Consider the following 15,654-nt stretch of genomic DNA (forward strand, 5'->3'; position numbering starts at 1 on the left):
CCAGTCGGCGGCCGCCCGCTCCGGCGACACGGGGTCCGCACGGCGCGGGGCGCGCGACGCGGGCTCCCGCTTCGGCGCCTTCCACCGCGGCGCCCGCCAGTCCGGCAACGGCGTCACCGACACGTCCGGCAACGGCATCGCCGGCCTCACCGGCAACGGCACCACAGGCGCCTCCGGCAACGGCACCACAGGCGGCAACCCCGGAAGCGGCCCCACCGGCACGTCCGGCACCGGCGACGGCGCCCAGCCGCCGGCGGCTCCCTAGTCCCACCCCATCCCGTACGGCGCCGCCCCCGGCCCCGTACGGCGTCCGGGGCGACGGCGCCCCTTCCCGCTCGAGCACGTGAGATAGGAGGAACGGGCCGGTGACCGGCCAGCCGGACACCACCGTCCCAACACCCACCATGCAGACGACCACCGACAACAGCCTCAACTGGCTCCTGCAGGGGCTCCTGGAGCGGACCCCCGGCGCACGCCACGCCCTGGTCCTCTCCCGGGACGGCCTCAAGCTCTGCTGGAGCGAGCACCTGACCCTCGACCTCGCCGACCAGCTCTCGGCCATCTGCTCCGGCATCCAGGCCCTCGCCCAGGGCGCCTCCATGGAGTTCGGCGACGGCACCGGCGGCGTACGGCAGTCGATGACCGAGTTCCACGGCGGCCTGCTGTTCATCGTCGAGGCCGGCGAGGGCGCGCACCTCGCCGTCGTCGCCGGTGAGGAGGCCGACCCGGGCGTGGTCGGCCACCAGATGATGGAGCTGGTGGAGCAGATCGGCGACCACCTGCGGGCCGAACCGCGAACCGGGGCCACGGGGAACGGCACCTCGTGACTCCCCGCAAACCCGTCGACACGGGCGACCCGGACCGGCTCTACACGGTCACCGGCGGACGCAGCCGCTCCGACGACTCCTTCGACCTGGTCACCCTGATCGTCAGCGAGAGCGCGCCGACGCCGGGGATGCAGTCGGAGCACGCCCGCATCCTGGCCCTGTGCGAACACCCCGTCGCCGTCGTCGAGATCGCCGCGGAACTCGGGCTGCCGGTCACGGTCGTACGCATCCTGCTCGGGGACCTGCTGGACACCGGGCGCATCACCGCGCGCCACCCGCGGGCGGCGGCGTCCGTCGCCTCCCTGCCCGATTCCGCCCTACTCCAAGAGGTGCTCCATGGACTCCGCAACCTCTGAGCTGCCCACCCACCGCACACCGCTCCGCGACACGGCGGAGACGGGACTGAAGATCGTCGTCGTGGGCGGGTTCGGCGTGGGCAAGACGACCCTGGTCCGCTCCGTGAGCGAGATCCGGCCGCTGAACACCGAGGAGGTGATGACGCAGGCCGGTGTGGGCGTCGACGAGACCGACGGGGTGGCGGCGAAGACCACGACCACCGTCGCCTTCGACTTCGGGCGGATCAGCCTCAACGACCGCATGGTGCTGTACCTGTTCGGCGCGCCCGGACAGGAACGCTTCTGGTTCCTGTGGGACCGGCTGTTCTCCGGCACCCTCGGCGCCGTGGTCCTCGTGGACACCCGCCGGATGGACGACTCCTGGTACGCCATCGACCGGCTGGAGCACCACGGCACGCCGTTCGTCGTGGCCGTCAACCGGTTCGACGACGACGGCGCCCGGTACTCCCTGGAGGAGATACGCCAGGCGCTCGCCCTCCCCGCGCACGTGCCGATGGTGGACTGCGACGCCCGGGTCCGGGCCTCCGGCAAGGACGTGCTGATCACCCTCGTGAACCACCTCCACGACCTGGCCACCGCCAAGGAGGCGACACTGTGACCGATCAGGCCGACCCCTTCGCGTCCCTGGCCCGCACCGGCGCCGAGCCGCCCCCCGGGTGCCCCGCGCACGCCGGGGCGGTGAGCATGACCGGGGCGGAGTACCCGCAGACGCCGTCGAAGCTGTACCGCATGCTGCGCCGTGACCACGGCCCCGTGGCGCCGGTGCTGCTCGACGGCGGCATCCCGGCCTGGCTGGTGCTGGGCTACACCGAGGTCACCTATGTGACCAGCCACGACGAGCTGTTCGCGCGGGACTCCCGGCGCTGGAACCAGTGGGAGAACATCCCGCAGGACTGGCCGCTGCTGCCGTTCGTCGGCTACCAGCCGTCGGTGCTGTTCACGGAGGGCGACGAGCACCGGCGGCGGGCCGGCGTGATCACCGACGCGCTGGAGGGCGTCGACCAGTTCGAGCTCTCCAACGAGTGCCTGCTGATCGCCGACGAGCTCATCGCCCGGTTCGCCGGCAGCGGCCAGGCCGAGCTGATGGCCGACTACGTGCACGTCCTGCTGATGCGCACCGTGGTCCAGATGTGCGGCATGCCGTCCACCGGCGACGACACCCTCCGGTTCGTCGACGACCTGCGGATCTCCCTGGACGCCGGCGAGGGCGAGGACCCGGTCGCCGCGTACGGCAGGGTGGGCGAGCGGCTGCGGCAGCTGGTGAAGGAGAAGCGGGCCGTGCCCGGCCCGGACGTCACCTCGCGCATGCTGATGCACCCGGCGGGGCTGACGGACGAGGAGGTCGTCCAGGACCTCATCTCGGTGATCGCGGCGGCCCAGCAGCCGACCGCCAACTGGATCTGCAACACGCTGCGTCTGCTGCTGACGGACGAACGCTTCGCCGTGAACGTCTCGGGCGGCCGGCTCAGCGTCGGCGAGGCGCTCAACGAGGTGCTGTGGCTGGACACCCCGACGCAGAACTTCATCGGGCGCTGGGCGGTACGGGACGTGCAGCTCGGCGGCCGGCAGATCAAGGCCGGCGACTGCCTGGTCCTGGGCCTGGCCGCGGCCAACACCGACCCGCAGATCTGGCCCGAGGGCCATGTCGGCGCGGAGAACGCCGCGCACCTGTCCTTCTCCAACGGCGAGCACCGCTGCCCGTACCCGGCCCCGCTGCTGGCGGACGTGATGGCGCGCACGGCGGTCGAGACGCTGCTGGAGCGGCTGCCGGACCTGGTGCTGGCCGTCGAGCCGGAGGAACTGGTCTGGCGTCCGTCGATCTGGATGCGGGGCCTGATGGAACTGCCGGTGCAGTTCACGCCGGTGGTGCAGTAGCGCCCCCCGGCGATACGTGAGGGGATGCCGGGGCGCTGCCCCCGCGGGCGGCCCGGCGCGGCGGGACCCGGCCGGGGCGGGGGCGGCGCGTACGACGGTGACCGGTCACGGCGCGTGCGCGCGTACGGCGGTGACGCGTACGGCGGTGACGCGTACGGCGGTGACGCGTACGGCGGTGACCGGCGGCGCGGGTCAGCCCTGGACCGGCGTGAACCGGACCGGGAGGCTCTGCACGCCGCGGGTGAAGACGCCCTCCTCGGCCGTCCGGAACCCGTCGGCGAGCCGGACGTCCGGCATGGCGTCGAGCAGCTGGTTCATGCCGGTCTCCACCTCGGCCTTGGCCAGCAGCGCGCCGACGCAGAAGTGCCGGCCGAGCGCGAAGGCGAGGTGGTCGGCGGCGGCGGAGAAGGCCGTGGTGGTGGTGAGGTCCTCGCGGAAGATGTCGAATCGGTCCGGGTCGGCGTACCGCCGCTCGTCCCGGTTGGCGGCGCCTATCAGGCAGGTGACGGTGGCGCCGGGGGGTATGGTGCCGCCGCTGACGGTGACCTCCGTCGCGGACTGCCGCATGATCATGTGGACCGGCGGGGTGTACCGCAGGGTCTCCGCGAAGGCGCGCGGTATCAGCGAGCGGTCGGCGCGGACGGCGGCGAGCTGGTCGGGGTGGGCGAGCAGGTTCGCGAAGATGCCGGCGATGGCCTTGTCGGTGGTCTCGCCGCCGGCGGCCAGCAGCAGGCTGCAGAACGCCTTGACGTCCTCGTCGCTCATCCGTACGCCGTCGACCTCGGCGCTGCACAGCGCGGACAGCAGGTCGTCGCCCGGGTTCTCCCGGCGCTCGCGGATGATCGGCAGCATGTACTCGGCGAACTCCACCCGGGTCCGCTCACCGGCCGCCGTCACCTCGGGGTCGCCCGACAGGTTGCCGAGGAAGGCGATGACCGCGGTGTACCAGCGGTGGAAGCGGGGGTGGTCGGCCTTGTCCAGGCCCAGCATGTCGGCGATGACGTTGACCGGGAAGCGGGTCGCGTAGTCGTCGACGAGGTCGGCGGCGCCCTTGTGGCGGAAGGCGTCGATCAGTTCACGGGAGTTCCGCTCGATGACCGGCAGGAACTTCTGTTCCAGCTCCTTGCCGCGGAACGCGGGCGCGACCAGCGCGCGCCGCACGGCGTGCTCACGCCCGCTCAGCTGGAGGATCGTTCTGCCGTGCACCGGCTCGATCTGCCAGGCGTAGTTGTCGGTGGTGAACTCGCCGGCCTTGTCCTTGAAGACGCGCTCGACGTCCTCGTAGCGCGACACGATGTAGCTCTTGGTCGCCTCGTGCCAGATGAGGGGCGCGGACTCGCGCATCACGCGGTAGGCCGGATAGGGGTCGGCGGCGAACTCGGGCGAGAGGATGTCGGGCACCTGCTGGGCGGTGGACATGGGGCTCCCTGTGATCGTGATTCATGTACCGCACAAGGTTATTGATCATCTGTCAGCAAGGACAGACCGCCCGATGACCGGATCCGCTTGAACAATGAACAGGCCGAAAATCGCCCCTTGTCCCGGCCGGCCGCGCCCGTTGTTCGGTGGTCGGCCCGGTCCATGCGAGAGCCCTGCCGTCCTGAAGGATTCGGCAGGGCTCTCGCGCCGTACGCGTGTCAGACGCTCCGCTCCGAGGAGGCCGGCCCGCCGAACCCCGCCCAGGCGTCACGCGAGACCGTGACGACGGGCCCGGCGGCGGCCTTGGAGTCCCGGACGTGGACAACTGCCGTACCGGCCGCGACCTCTACACAGTCGCCGCCCTCGGCTCCGCTGTAGCTGCTCTTGAACCAGGTGAGGCCGGACGCGGCGGTCGAGGACTCGGCGTTGTTCATAGCGATCCCAGCATCCCTTTGATGAGCTCCAGTGACTCTCGCGGCGAGAGAGCCTGTGACCGGCGACCGGGGACGGACGAACGCCGTCGGATGCGAGTTCGACTCTCGCCTGCGCCTCTTGCACGGCGCGGTAGTTCAAAGGAAGAACACGACGGCCTGACGACTGATCCGTCCTCTCAAGCGCCGTCGGCGTGCGCAATTGGGTGGCATCCCCAGGAGCCCGGGAGCTGGATACGACTCCCGGGCTCCGCCACGTGCGCGCGGTGCGTCACATGGGCGGGTTGCCGTGCTTGCGCTCGGGGAGGTGGGGCTGCTTCCGGCGGAGCATGGCGAGGGAGCGGACGAGGACGGAACGGGTCTCCGCCGGATCGATGACGTCGTCGACCAGGCCGCGCTCCGCGGCGTAGTAGGGGTGCATCAGCTCCGCCTTGTACTCCTTGATGAGCCGCGCCCGGGTGGTGTCCGGATCGTCGGAGGCGGCGATCTCGCGGCGGAAGACGACGTTCGCGGCGCCCTCCGCGCCCATCACGGCGATCTCGTTGGTCGGCCAGGCGAACGACAGGTCGGCGCCGATCGAGCGGGAGTCCATCACGATGTAGGCGCCGCCGTAGGCCTTGCGGACGACCAGGGAGATGCGCGGGACCGTCGCGTTGCAGTAGGCGTACAGCAGTTTGGCGCCGTGCCGGATGATGCCGTTGTGCTCCTGGTCGACCCCCGGGAGGAAGCCGGGGACGTCGACGAGCGTGATCAGGGGGATGTTGAAGGCGTCGCACGTCTGCACGAACCGCGCGGCCTTCTCGGAGCCGTGGATGTCGAGCACACCGGCCAGCGCGGCGGGCTGGTTCGCCACCAGACCGACGACCTCGCCGTCGAGGCGGGCCAGCGCGCAGACCACGTTGCGGGCCCAGTTCTCGTGGACCTCGAAGTAGTCGCCGTCGTCGACGATCTCCTCGATCACGGCGCGCATGTCGTACGACTGCTGGGGGTCGGCCGGCACGAGCGTGGTCAGGGCGTCGTTGCGCCGGTCGGCCGGGTCGCCCGACCGCACCGCGGGCGGGAGCTCGCGGTTGTTCTGGGGCAGCAGGGAGAGCAGGTGCCGCACGTCCGCCAGGCACTCCGCCTCGTCGTCGTAGACGAACCCGGAGACTCCCGACCGGGTCGAGTGGACGTCGGCGCCGCCGAGGCCGTCGTGGGTGATCTGCTCCCCGGTGACCGCCTGCACCACGTCCGGGCCGGTGATGAACATCTGGGAAGTGCCCCGCACCATGAACACGAAGTCGGTCAGCGCGGGGGAGTAGGCGGCGCCGCCCGCGCACGGGCCGAGGACGACGCTGATCTGCGGAATCACACCGGAGGAACGGGTGTTGCGGCGGAAGATGCCCCCGTACCCGGCGAGCGCGGTGACCCCCTCCTGGATGCGGGCGCCGGCGCCGTCGCTCAGCCCCACGACCGGGGCGCCGGCCGCGTCCGCCAGGTCCATCACCTTGTGGATCTTCTCCGCGTGGGCCTCGCCGAGGGCGCCGCCGAACACGCGGAAGTCGTGGGCGTAGGCGAACACCGTGCGGCCGTGGACCAGGCCCCAGCCGATGACCACTCCGTCGCCGTGCGGCTTGCGGCCCTCGAGCCCGAAACCGGTGGCGCGGTGCCGGCGCAGCGGCTCGATCTCGGTGAACGTGTCCTCGTCGAAGAGGAGTGCCAGCCGCTCGGGGGCGGTGAGCTTGCCCTTGGCGTGCTGGCGCCGGGTGGCCGCCGGGTCGGGGCCGCGGCTCAGCTCCTCCTTCAGCCGGGTCAGCTCGTCGGTGGAGCGGCGCAGATCGGGGGCCGGGGCGAGGGCGAGCAGTTCGTCGAAGGTCGTCATTGCCGCAGCGTAGGGACGCCCCCTCGAAGTTGTTCGGCACGTTCCCTGGAGAACGGCTCGACCGCCGCCGGCCTCTGGGGAGGAGAGGCCGGCGGCGGCCCGGGGGAGGGGTGGTACGGGACCGGGCCCGTGACCGCGGGGAGCGCGGCAGGGCCGGTCAGTCCGCGGCGGCGGCGGCGTGCAGGGCCCGGTCCGGGTCCCCGGAGAGGACCGCCTGGTGCAGCCCCTGCAGCGGGGCGGACGGCTCCAGGCCGAGCTCCCGCACCAGACAGCCGCGCAGCCGCTGGTAGGCCTCCAGGGCCCGCCAGCTGCTGCCCGTGTGGTGCAGGGCCCGCATCAGCTGCCCGCAGAAGCCCTCGTGCAGCGGGTGACGCGCCGCCAGCACCCGCAGTTCGGGCACCACCTCGGCGTACCGGCCGAGCCGCAGGTCGGCCTCGATGCGCCGTTCCAGAGCGGCCGTGCGCTCCTCGTTGAGCCGCAGCACCTCCAGGGCGAGGACGGAGCCGGCCGGCACGTCGACCAGGGCGGGGCCCTGCCACAGCGTGAGGGCGCGTCGCAGCTCGTCCGAGGCGGACCGGTAGTCGCCCAGTTCGAAGGCCGTGCGCCCGCTCTCCGCCAACTGCTCGAACTCGTGGGCGTCGACCTGCCCCGGCGACACCCTCAGCAGATAGCCGCCGAGCCGGGTGACCAGCACGTCCTTGGCGTCGCGCCGGGGGTCGTCGTGCAGCGCGGCGGCGATCTTCCGGCGGAGCTGGAGGATGTACGTCTGCAGCGTGGTGGAGGCGCTGCGGGGGATGTTCTCGCCCCAGATCTCCTCCATCAGCGTGGGCACGCCGACCACCTGGTCGGCGTGCAGCGCGAGCAGGGCCAGCAGCTGACGGGGCTTGGCGGCGGTGGGCACCACCGGGACCCCGCGCTCGTGTGCGGTGAGTGACCCGAGAACCTTGATCTGCATGTGTCTCTCCCCCTTGGGCGAAGCCGCCTCACCGTCCCCGTGGCGGCCCGTACGGGATCCGGCCACCGAGACTGTCAGCCGGCACCCCGCGCGGCCCAGTGAGTGAGGCATGCGCTGCCGCATGAAAATGTCATGGGCGTCCTGTGAACGAGGCACTGCCGCCCGGGGCGCGTCCCCCCGCAGACTTCCGGTGCGGCGCCGAGCGAACTCCGGTTCGGCGCAGAACAGTTCGACTTGTCCTGCGAAGGCGCAACGCCTTCGCTTCCGTTCATCACAGGGGGCACACATGAACGTGGCAGAAGAGGTCGTCCGATTCGCGGAACTGGCGGCGCGCACCGGCCTGGAGCCGGATCTGGCCCGGCGCCTGGAGACCGGACGGGAAGCGGTCCTCGCGGAGTTCGGACTGCCGGCCGGCGTCGCGGGCGGAGCCGGCGAGGAGCCCGTCGTCGAGAGCCTGAGCGGAGCGGGCGTCGAGCCGGCCGGTGCCCGCTGGTGCACCTGCTGGTCCCCGGAGCTGCCCGTCCTCCGGGGTGAGTGAGTGACCGGGACGGAATCCCCCGCCTCCGGCCCGTACGTCGCGTTCAAGCGCCATGTACGGGCCGAGGCGGTACCCGGAGAGGCCGTTTTCCTGCTGTCCGACCAGGACGTGATGACGGTACGGGGAGCCGGGGCGGAGACCCTGGTCCACCTGCTCGACGGCAGCCGCACCCTGCCCCAGCTCCTGCGGGAGGCCGCGGCGGCGATGCCCGTCGACGTGGCGGGCCGCCTGGTGCGCCGTCTCGCCGAGGCCAACCTGGTGGGGTACCGGTCCGAGGGCCGGTGCCAGGAGGACGCCCGCGCCGAGGGACGGTCCGCCGCCGCGTACTGGGACCGCGCGGGTCTCGAGGGCGCGGCGGCCGAGCGGCGGGTACGGGACACCCCGGTGGCCCTGTACACGGTCGGCGACGTGGACGGCGAACAGGCCCGGGCCGCCTGCCGGGCGGCCGGCCTGGGCGCCGTGCCCGCCGACGCGGACGCCGCCTTCGCCCTGGTCCTCTGCGAGGACTACCTGCATCCAGGGCTCCGCCCCCTGGCCGCGCGGCTGCGCGGCCAGGGGCGGCCCTGGCTGCTGGCCCGGCCGTTCGGCGCCGAGCCGTGGACGGGGCCGGTGTTCGGGGCGGACGAGGACGGGCCCTGCTGGAGCTGTCTGGCGCACCGGCTGCGCGAGCACCGGCGGGCGGAACTCGAGGTGCAGCGGGTGCTCGGTCTGGACGGACCGGTCACCCGGCCGTCCCCGTCGCTCGCGGCGGTACGCATGCTGGGACTGCACAGCGCCGTCCTGGAGGCGTCCAAGTGGCTGGCGGGCGTGCGGTGTCCCGAGCAGCGCGCGGTGTGCACGCTGGACAGCCTGACACTGCGCAGCACCCACCATCCGGTGCACCGGCGCCCGCAGTGCCCGGACTGCGGCGACCCCGGCATGGTGGCGGAGCGGACCCGGCGGCCCGTGGTGCCGGTCTCGCGGCCCAAGGCGTGCGGCGGCGGGAGCAACGACCGGGCCCTGTCGGCCGAGCGCATGCTCGAACGCCACCGGGACCTGGTCGGTCCGCTCACCGGCATCGTCACCGCCATCCGCCCGCTGCCCGGGATGCCCGAAGGGCTGCACGCCTACGACTCCGGGCACAACCTCGCCCTGGCGGGCCACTCCCCGTCCGGGGTGCGCCGGGTGCTGCGCTCCCGCAGCGGGGGCAAGGGGCTGACCGCGGACCAGGCGCGGGCCAGCGCGCTCTGCGAGGCGGTGGAACGTTACTGCGCCTCCCGTCAGGGGGACGAGCTGACCATCCGCGACAGCTGCGCCGGCCTCGGCGCCGCCGCCGTCCACCCGAACACCTACCAGCTCTTCCACCAACGGCAGTTCGCGGAGGCCGACCGGTGGAACGCCGTGCACGGACCCTTCCACCGGGTGGGCCGCCCCTTCGACGTCACGGCGCCCACCGACTGGACGCCCGTGTGGTCGCTCACCGGCGGCACCCACCGTCTGCTGCCCACCTCCACCCTGTACTTCGACTCCTCGCCGCAGGGCGCCGCCGACGGCCTGTGGGCCGATTCCAACGGCAACGCGGCCGGCAGCAGCCTGGAGGACGCCCTGGTGCAGGGGTTCCTGGAGCTCGTGGAACGGGACGCGGTGGCCGTGTGGTGGTACAACCGGCTGCGACTGCCCGCCCTCGACCTCGACGCCTTCGACGAGCCGTGGCTCGCCGGGCTGCGCGACGCCTTCGGGCGGGCCGGCCGTACGGTGTGGGCGCTGGACCTCACCTCCGACCTCGGGGTGCCCGTGGTGGCCGCGGTGTCGGGGCCCGCCGACGGGCCGCCCGCGGACCTGGTGTGCGGCTTCGGGGCCCACTTCGAGCCGGGGGTCGCCCTGCGCCGGGCCCTCACCGAGGCCGCCCAGATGCTGCCCTGCCCGCAGCCGGGGGCGGCCGGACCCGGCCAGCCGCAGCTGCTGCCCGACCCGGGGCAGCGGGGGCGGGGACCGGGCGACTGGCCCGCGCGCCGGCGGCGGGACGATCTCCTCGCGGACGTCGAGGACATCCGTGAACTGGTCACCCGGCACGGCATGGACCTGCTGGTGCTGGACCAGACACGGCCCGACGTGGGGGTCCCGGTGGTGAAGGTGGTGGTCCCCGGACTACGGTCGTTCTACGCGCGGTTCGGCCCCGGACGGCTGTACGACGTACCGGTGGTTCTGGGCCATCGGGACCGCCCCGCGTCGTTCGACGAGCTGAACCCCGTTCCGCTGCCCGTCTGAAGCCGTCAGGACTAGCACAAAGCCTTCCTAACGTGCCGTCACCCCCTATAGTTCGGTCACAGATCTTCTCGAATCCCACACGCGGGTTCGGCGCGAGCGGGCCGCTCGTCCAGTACTTTTCGGACTCTCGGAGCGCCGCAGCGCATCGTCGGGGAGGATCCGGATAGGGGGAGACAGTGATGCGGAGCCCTGCGGCAGGGGCGAGACGGACCGGCGACCGCCCGGAGATACTCGCGCCACAACTGGCACAGGGCATCAGCATCACCGTCATCTCGGCCTTCGGGATCATCACTCTGCTGAACGTCCAGAACGTGGTCTCCGGCGGAGTCGGTCTCGCCGTGTGCGTGGGCGCGGTCCTGACGCTCTACGCCGTCCAGTTCATGGTCACCTCGTCGAGCGCCCGGCGGTGGTCCCGCCGTCGCCGGGCGCTCGCCCTGTGCGTGCAGGCGCTGCTCACCTTTGTCCCCATGGTGTGGCTGGGGGTCGCCTGGGGAAGCATGGCCGGACCGCTCGGCGGTTCGATCCTCCTGCTGCTGCCCGCACGGCTCGCCTGGCCCTGCTACGGGGCGGTCACCGGCACGGTGCTGGTCTGGTCCGTGCTCGACGGGGTGCACACCCCGGAGGCGGGGTACTTCACCATCTCCACGGCGCTGACCGGGCTGGTCATCTACGGGCTGACCCGGCTCACCGACCTGGTGCGCGAAGTCCACGCGGCCCGCGCCGAGATGGCCCGCATGGCGGTGACCCAGGAACGGCTGCGGTTCGCCCGGGACCTGCACGACCTGCTCGGCTACAGCCTGTCCACGATCACGCTGAAGAGCGAGCTGATCCACCGTCTCATCCCGGCCAACCCGGACCGCGCGCGTGAGGAGGTGGCCGGGGTGCTCGGCGTCTCCCGGCAGGCTCTCGCCGACGTACGCCTCGTGGCCAGCGGATACCGCGAGATGTCGCTGGAGACGGAGGCGGAGGCGGTGACCGAGGTGATGACCGCGGCGGACGTGCGCGTCGAGACGGACATCGACTGCGGACGGCTGCACCCGCTGGTGGACACCGTGCTGGCCACTGCCCTCCGGGAGGGGATCACCAATATCCTCAGGCACAGCAAGGTCCAGTCATGCGAGATCACGGCCGCCGTGGAAGGGGAGCGAGTGCGACTGACCCTGGTCAACGACGGTGTGACGCGTCAGGACAGGCCGCGCGTGGCGGACGGCTGCAGCGGCAGCGGTCTGGGCAACCTGCGCACCCGGCTCGCCGAGATCGGCGGCACGCTCACCACCGTGACGAAGGACGGCCGGTTCCGGCTCGTGGCCGAGGCGCCGGTCCGTCCCGCCGTCACGGAGGCGGGTGCGCGGAACGCGTCCGCGGCATGACGCCGGCTCGCGGGCGTCACGGGGGAACAACAGGGGGAACGAATGCTGTCGGTCAGGATCCTGCTCGCCGAAGACGTGCACATGATCCGCGGTGCCCTGGTGGCACTGCTGGAACTGGAACCGGATCTGAACGTGGTCGCGTCGGTCGACCGGGGCGACCTCATCGTGAAGACCGCGCTCGAGGCGCGTCCCGACGTGGCCGTCATCGACATCGACCTCCCCGGCACCGACGGGCTGACCGCCGCCGCGGAGCTGCGCACCCGGCTGCCGGAGTGCCGGAGTCTGATCCTCACCAGCCTGGGGCGCCCCGGGACCCTGCGCCGGGCGATGTCGGCCCAGGTCTCCGGCTTCCTGCTCAAGGACTCGCCCCCGGACCGGCTCGCGCAGGCGGTGCGGACCGTGGCGGGGGGCGGGCGGGTGGTGGACCCCGAACTGGCACTGGCCGCCTGGGAGGCGCCGGACAATCCGCTGTCGCCCCGTGAGACCCAGGTGCTGCGCCTGGCCGCGCGGGGTGCCGACGCGGCGGAGATCGCCGAGCAGCTGTTCCTCACCCCGGGCACCGTCCGTAACTATCTGACGGCCATCGTGGACAAACTGCACGCCCGCAACCGGGTCGACGCCATTCGCATCGCGGAGGAGGCGGGCTGGGTCCCGTGACCCGCCTGACGCCTCCCCGCCGCCCGCGGTGCTCACTCCGGGGCGTCGGGGTCGTCGGACAGCGGGCCCGCGTCGAGGGCCGAGAGAACGCCGGCCAGGTCGACGGCGTTGGTGCGGGGAGAGCGGCAGACGGCCAGACAGGCCGGCCCCCGGGGACCGCCCATGCGGCGGAGGAAGGGGGTGAGAACCGCCTTGGGCGCGATCTCCACCACATGGGTCGGCGACTGCTCCGTGAGCAGGGCGCGCACGGCGTCGGTGAAGCGCACCGGGGAGGTGATCTGCCGCGCCCAGTACGCGGCGTCCAGCGGGGCGTCGTAGCGGCGGCCGTGAACCGTCGAGTAGTAGGGCAGCGCCGCCTCGCCCGCCGGCGCGCGGCGGGCCAGCTCCTCGAAGAGCGGGGCCACCGGCTCCATCAGGGGCGAGTGGAACGCGTGCCGCACCTGGAGGAACGTGCTGGCGATGCCGATGTCGGCGAGCCGGCGGCGGGCGCGCTCCAGCCCGGCGAGGTCACCGGTCAGCACGGTGGCGCGGGCCGCGTTGAGCGCGCCGATCGACACACCGGGCTCCGCCGTCGCCGCCTCGGCGGCCTCGTAGGGGTCCGCGCAGGTCGCCATCATCCCGCCGCCCGCGGGCATGCGCTGCATCAACGTGCCACGGGCGGCGACCAGTCCGGCGGCCGCGGCCAGCGGCAGGGCGCCCGCCACGGTGGCCGCGGCGAACTCCCCGACGCCGTGCCCCGCCACGGCCACCGGCCGCACGCCCTCCTCCAGCAGCGTCGTCGCCAGCGCGTACTCCACGGCGAACAGGGCGGGCTGGGCCAGCGCCGTCTCGTGCACCTCGGGCCGTTCCTCGGTCAGCAGCTCCACCACCGAGCGCCCCAGGTGCGGGGCCAGCGCCTCGTCGGCCTCCCCGAGATGCTGCCGGTAGGCGGTGCAGTGCCGGTACAGCCCCGCCGTCATCCGCGGGTGCTGACAGCCCTGGCCGGAGAAGACGAACGCCGTGCGGATGCCCGCCCGCCGGTCCGCGCGGCCGTCCCGGACGGCGAGGCGGCGGGCGAGGCCGCGGATCGTGGAGTACGGCCAGACCTCCACGGGGTGGTCCGGCAGCGGACCGAACGCGGTCTCCGCGTCCCCGTACAGGCCCAGCAGCGCGACGGAGTCCAGACCGCACTCGATCAGCGGCATGTCCTCGCGCACCTCACGCCGGGCGCGTTCGGCGATCCGTTCCGTGAACCATTCGACGTACCCCCGCTCGTCCGGCAGACCTCGCCCCGATCCGCTCATCCCCAGCTCCTCTCGGACACGTTCACCATGTGCGTGCCGCGCCGGACCGTCCGGCCGCGGCGACCAGCTCCTCGTCGAGACGCTGGTGCAGGGGCCTGATCCCGCCGTTGAGGAAGAGCCGGCGCGTGGCCGCCCGCTCCACCTTGCCGCTGGTGGTGCGCCGTATGGTGCCCGGCCGTACCAGCAGCACACCGTCCACGCTGATCTGGAACTCCTCGGCCAGGCACCGCTCGACGTCGACGGCCAGCCCGGCGAGGTCCACTCCGTACCGCTGATGGGTGCGCAACTCCTGCACGACGACCAGGCGTTCACGGTCCCCGGACACGGAGAACGCCGTGCCCGTGCCGAAGAGCGCGCTGATCCGCTGCACCGCGTGCTCCAGGTCCTGCGGATACAGGTTGCGGCCGGCGACCACGATCATGTCCTTCAGACGGCCGGTCACATGGAGGCGCCCGTCGAGCAGGACCCCCAGGTCGCCCGTGCGCAGGAATCCGCCCTCGCCTCCGGCGGTCACCGCGTCGAAGGTCTCGGCCGTCGCGGTCCGGTCACGCCAGTAGCCCCCCGCCACCCCGGTGCCCCGGACCCAGATCTCGCCGATCGAACCGTCCTCCACCTCGTCGGACGAGTCCGGGTCGACGATCCTCACCTCGCCCCCCGTCGGCCGGCCGCACGCGACCAGCCGGCGTTGCGAGCCGCCCGCCCGCGGCGGGCACAGTTCGTTGCGCTCCAGTGCCTCCCCGTCGGCCGGGTGCACGACCGGCCCCGGATCGCGGACCCCGTCCGCACCTCCGCCGGAGACCAGGAGAGTGGCTTCGGCCAGTCCGTAGCAGGGCGTCAGCGCGGCCGGGTCGAAGCCGGCCGGCGCGAACCGCCGGGTGAACTCCTCGCACGTCGCGGCGGCCACCGGCTCACCGGCGGTGACCGCCGTCCGCCAGCCGGACAGGTCCAGCCCCGCCACCTGCTCGTCGGTGACCTGCCGGGCGCACAGCCGGTAGGCGAAGTCGGGCGCGCCGCTCAGGGTGACGCCGTACCGGCCGATCGCCTCCAGCCAGCGCGCGGGCCGCTTCAGGAACGCCTCCGGGGACAGCAGGACGGACGTGCCGCCCAGCCACAGCGGCAGCAGCAACTGGCCCACCAGACCCATGTCGTGGTGGAACGGCAGCCACCCGCCGATCCGTTCGCCGGGCTCGGCGCCGAGCGCCGTCCCGATCGCCCGCAGGTTCGCGAGGAGGTTGCCGTGGGTCACCACGACCCCGCGCGGGGCGCCGGTGGACCCGGACGTGTACTGCAGGTAGGCGACCGTGTCCGAGGACTGGGGCGGCCGCCGCCACGGGCTGCGGGCCGGCACCGCGTCGGCGGCCAGGCAGGGCACGGAGCCGTAGCCGCAGGACGCCAGCAGCCGTGACACGTCCGGGGCCAGCGCGGCGTCGGTGAAGGCCGCGCAGGGTGCCGCGTCCTTGACGACGCCCCTCACCCGCGCGGCGTGGTGACGCATGCCGCCCCTGGGCGGGACCGGCACGGCGATGGCGCCGGCGTACAGGCACGCCAGGAACGAGACGGCGAACTGGCGACGCGAGGTGTGCAGCAGCAGTACCCGTTCGCCGGTGGCGCCGCGGGCCTGCAGCCAGCCCGCCAGCTCGCGGGCGGCCGCGTCCAGGGCGCCGTACGAGACCGTGTGCGGACGGCCGCGCTCCTCGCTCTCCGGCAGCAGGAGCAGGGCCTCCCGGTGGGGAGCGCGCTCCGCTCTCTCCAGCATGAGGTCGGTGAAGGTGTGGTGGTGAGACATAGGTGGGGTCCCCCTGGCAGATCGTCGGATGCGGGCGCCCGACCCGTGG

Annotated in this window: 14 protein-coding genes and 1 pseudogene; 9 read left to right on the forward strand and 6 right to left on the reverse strand. The window is 73.0% G+C overall.

Annotated features, from left to right (window positions below; genetic code table 11):
* The 5 genes and pseudogenes from CCN29_RS13110 to CCN29_RS13130 all read left to right on the forward strand — a co-directional run.
* Positions 1-265, forward strand: a pseudogene (locus CCN29_RS13110) (ATP-binding protein); the annotation flags it as partial.
* Positions 266-365: 100 nt separating this feature from the next.
* Entirely contained in the window at positions 366-827 is a 462-nt protein-coding gene (locus tag CCN29_RS13115; protein WP_006130577.1) for a roadblock/LC7 domain-containing protein, read from the forward strand.
* A complete protein-coding gene (locus tag CCN29_RS13120) occupies positions 824-1,183 on the forward strand; it encodes a DUF742 domain-containing protein (RefSeq protein ID WP_006130576.1) in 360 nt (119 codons plus the stop codon). Before CCN29_RS13115 ends, CCN29_RS13120 begins: the two co-directional genes overlap by 4 nt.
* On the forward strand, positions 1,164-1,781 hold the full coding sequence (locus tag CCN29_RS13125) for a GTP-binding protein (protein WP_006130575.1): 618 nt from the start codon (positions 1,164-1,166) through the stop codon (positions 1,779-1,781). The genes CCN29_RS13120 and CCN29_RS13125 overlap by 20 nt, the downstream gene beginning before the upstream one ends.
* Positions 1,782-1,867: 86 nt before the next feature.
* Entirely contained in the window at positions 1,868-3,058 is a 1,191-nt protein-coding gene (locus CCN29_RS13130; protein ID WP_228678951.1) for a cytochrome P450, read from the forward strand.
* Positions 3,059-3,250: 192 nt separating this feature from the next.
* On the opposite strand, the gene CCN29_RS13135 is transcribed toward CCN29_RS13130, so the two are convergent.
* The 4 genes from CCN29_RS13135 to CCN29_RS13150 all read right to left on the reverse strand — a co-directional run bounded on the left by CCN29_RS13135 (position 3,251) and on the right by CCN29_RS13150 (position 7,724).
* Positions 3,251-4,477 carry a cytochrome P450 gene (locus CCN29_RS13135; protein ID WP_086681933.1) on the reverse strand — a complete coding sequence of 409 codons (1,227 nt, stop codon included), beginning with the start codon at positions 4,475-4,477 and terminating at the stop codon, positions 3,251-3,253.
* A gap of 218 nt (positions 4,478-4,695) precedes the next feature.
* Complete coding sequence (locus tag CCN29_RS13140; RefSeq protein ID WP_006130572.1) at positions 4,696-4,911, reverse strand: DUF397 domain-containing protein; 216 nt, start codon at positions 4,909-4,911, stop codon at positions 4,696-4,698.
* Positions 4,912-5,179: 268 nt separating this feature from the next.
* Entirely contained in the window at positions 5,180-6,769 is a 1,590-nt protein-coding gene (locus tag CCN29_RS13145) for an acyl-CoA carboxylase subunit beta (RefSeq protein WP_107481696.1), read from the reverse strand.
* Positions 6,770-6,926: 157 nt separating this feature from the next.
* The gene (locus CCN29_RS13150) at positions 6,927-7,724 is read right to left on the reverse strand and encodes an AfsR/SARP family transcriptional regulator (protein ID WP_086681935.1); all 798 of its coding nucleotides are present in this window, start codon (positions 7,722-7,724) and stop codon (positions 6,927-6,929) included.
* A gap of 286 nt (positions 7,725-8,010) precedes the next feature.
* Between CCN29_RS13150 and CCN29_RS13155 the strand changes: the two genes are divergently transcribed.
* The 4 genes from CCN29_RS13155 (at position 8,011) to CCN29_RS13170 (ending at position 12,536) form a co-directional block, all read left to right on the forward strand.
* A complete protein-coding gene (locus CCN29_RS13155; RefSeq protein WP_086681938.1) occupies positions 8,011-8,262 on the forward strand; it encodes a hypothetical protein in 252 nt (83 codons plus the stop codon).
* Positions 8,263-10,509, forward strand: a complete 2,247-nt coding sequence (locus tag CCN29_RS13160) for a TOMM precursor leader peptide-binding protein (protein ID WP_086681941.1) — start codon at positions 8,263-8,265, stop codon at positions 10,507-10,509.
* Positions 10,510-10,688: 179 nt separating this feature from the next.
* The gene (locus CCN29_RS13165; RefSeq protein ID WP_031018580.1) at positions 10,689-11,879 is read left to right on the forward strand and encodes a sensor histidine kinase; all 1,191 of its coding nucleotides are present in this window, start codon (positions 10,689-10,691) and stop codon (positions 11,877-11,879) included.
* A 42-nt stretch (positions 11,880-11,921) separates the two neighbouring features.
* Positions 11,922-12,536, forward strand: coding sequence for a response regulator transcription factor (locus CCN29_RS13170; protein WP_006130564.1), 615 nt, complete (start codon positions 11,922-11,924; stop codon positions 12,534-12,536).
* A 32-nt stretch (positions 12,537-12,568) separates the two neighbouring features.
* Here the strand turns inward: CCN29_RS13170 and CCN29_RS13175 are convergent, their stop codons facing one another.
* Together CCN29_RS13175 and CCN29_RS13180 are read right to left on the reverse strand one after the other, a co-directional pair.
* On the reverse strand, positions 12,569-13,819 hold the full coding sequence (locus CCN29_RS13175; RefSeq protein ID WP_031018578.1) for an acyltransferase domain-containing protein: 1,251 nt from the start codon (positions 13,817-13,819) through the stop codon (positions 12,569-12,571).
* A 22-nt stretch (positions 13,820-13,841) separates the two neighbouring features.
* Positions 13,842-15,605, reverse strand: coding sequence for a fatty acyl-AMP ligase (locus tag CCN29_RS13180; RefSeq protein ID WP_037828860.1), 1,764 nt, complete (start codon positions 15,603-15,605; stop codon positions 13,842-13,844).
* Between the last annotated feature and the right edge of the window lie 49 nt (positions 15,606-15,654).

Source organism: Streptomyces pseudogriseolus, assembly GCA_002154585.1.
GTDB classification, from domain to species: domain Bacteria; phylum Actinomycetota; class Actinomycetes; order Streptomycetales; family Streptomycetaceae; genus Streptomyces; species Streptomyces pseudogriseolus.

Excerpts from the sequence above, each read along its gene's own strand:
- CCN29_RS13140 (WP_006130572.1), bottom strand. The coding sequence starts at position 4,911 with ATGAACAACGCCGAGTCCTCGACCGCCGCGTCCGGCCTCACCTGGTTC.
- CCN29_RS13175 (WP_031018578.1), bottom strand. The coding sequence starts at position 13,819 with ATGAGCGGATCGGGGCGAGGTCTGCCGGACGAGCGGGGGTACGTCGAA.
- CCN29_RS13180 (WP_037828860.1), bottom strand. The coding sequence starts at position 15,605 with ATGTCTCACCACCACACCTTCACCGACCTCATGCTGGAGAGAGCGGAG.
- CCN29_RS13170 (WP_006130564.1), top strand. The coding sequence starts at position 11,922 with ATGCTGTCGGTCAGGATCCTGCTCGCCGAAGACGTGCACATGATCCGC.
- CCN29_RS13165 (WP_031018580.1), top strand. The coding sequence starts at position 10,689 with ATGCGGAGCCCTGCGGCAGGGGCGAGACGGACCGGCGACCGCCCGGAG.
- CCN29_RS13150 (WP_086681935.1), bottom strand. The coding sequence starts at position 7,724 with ATGCAGATCAAGGTTCTCGGGTCACTCACCGCACACGAGCGCGGGGTC.
- CCN29_RS13155 (WP_086681938.1), top strand. The coding sequence starts at position 8,011 with ATGAACGTGGCAGAAGAGGTCGTCCGATTCGCGGAACTGGCGGCGCGC.
- CCN29_RS13130 (WP_228678951.1), top strand. The coding sequence starts at position 1,868 with ATGACCGGGGCGGAGTACCCGCAGACGCCGTCGAAGCTGTACCGCATG.
- CCN29_RS13145 (WP_107481696.1), bottom strand. The coding sequence starts at position 6,769 with ATGACGACCTTCGACGAACTGCTCGCCCTCGCCCCGGCCCCCGATCTG.
- CCN29_RS13135 (WP_086681933.1), bottom strand. The coding sequence starts at position 4,477 with ATGTCCACCGCCCAGCAGGTGCCCGACATCCTCTCGCCCGAGTTCGCC.
- CCN29_RS13125 (WP_006130575.1), top strand. The coding sequence starts at position 1,164 with ATGGACTCCGCAACCTCTGAGCTGCCCACCCACCGCACACCGCTCCGC.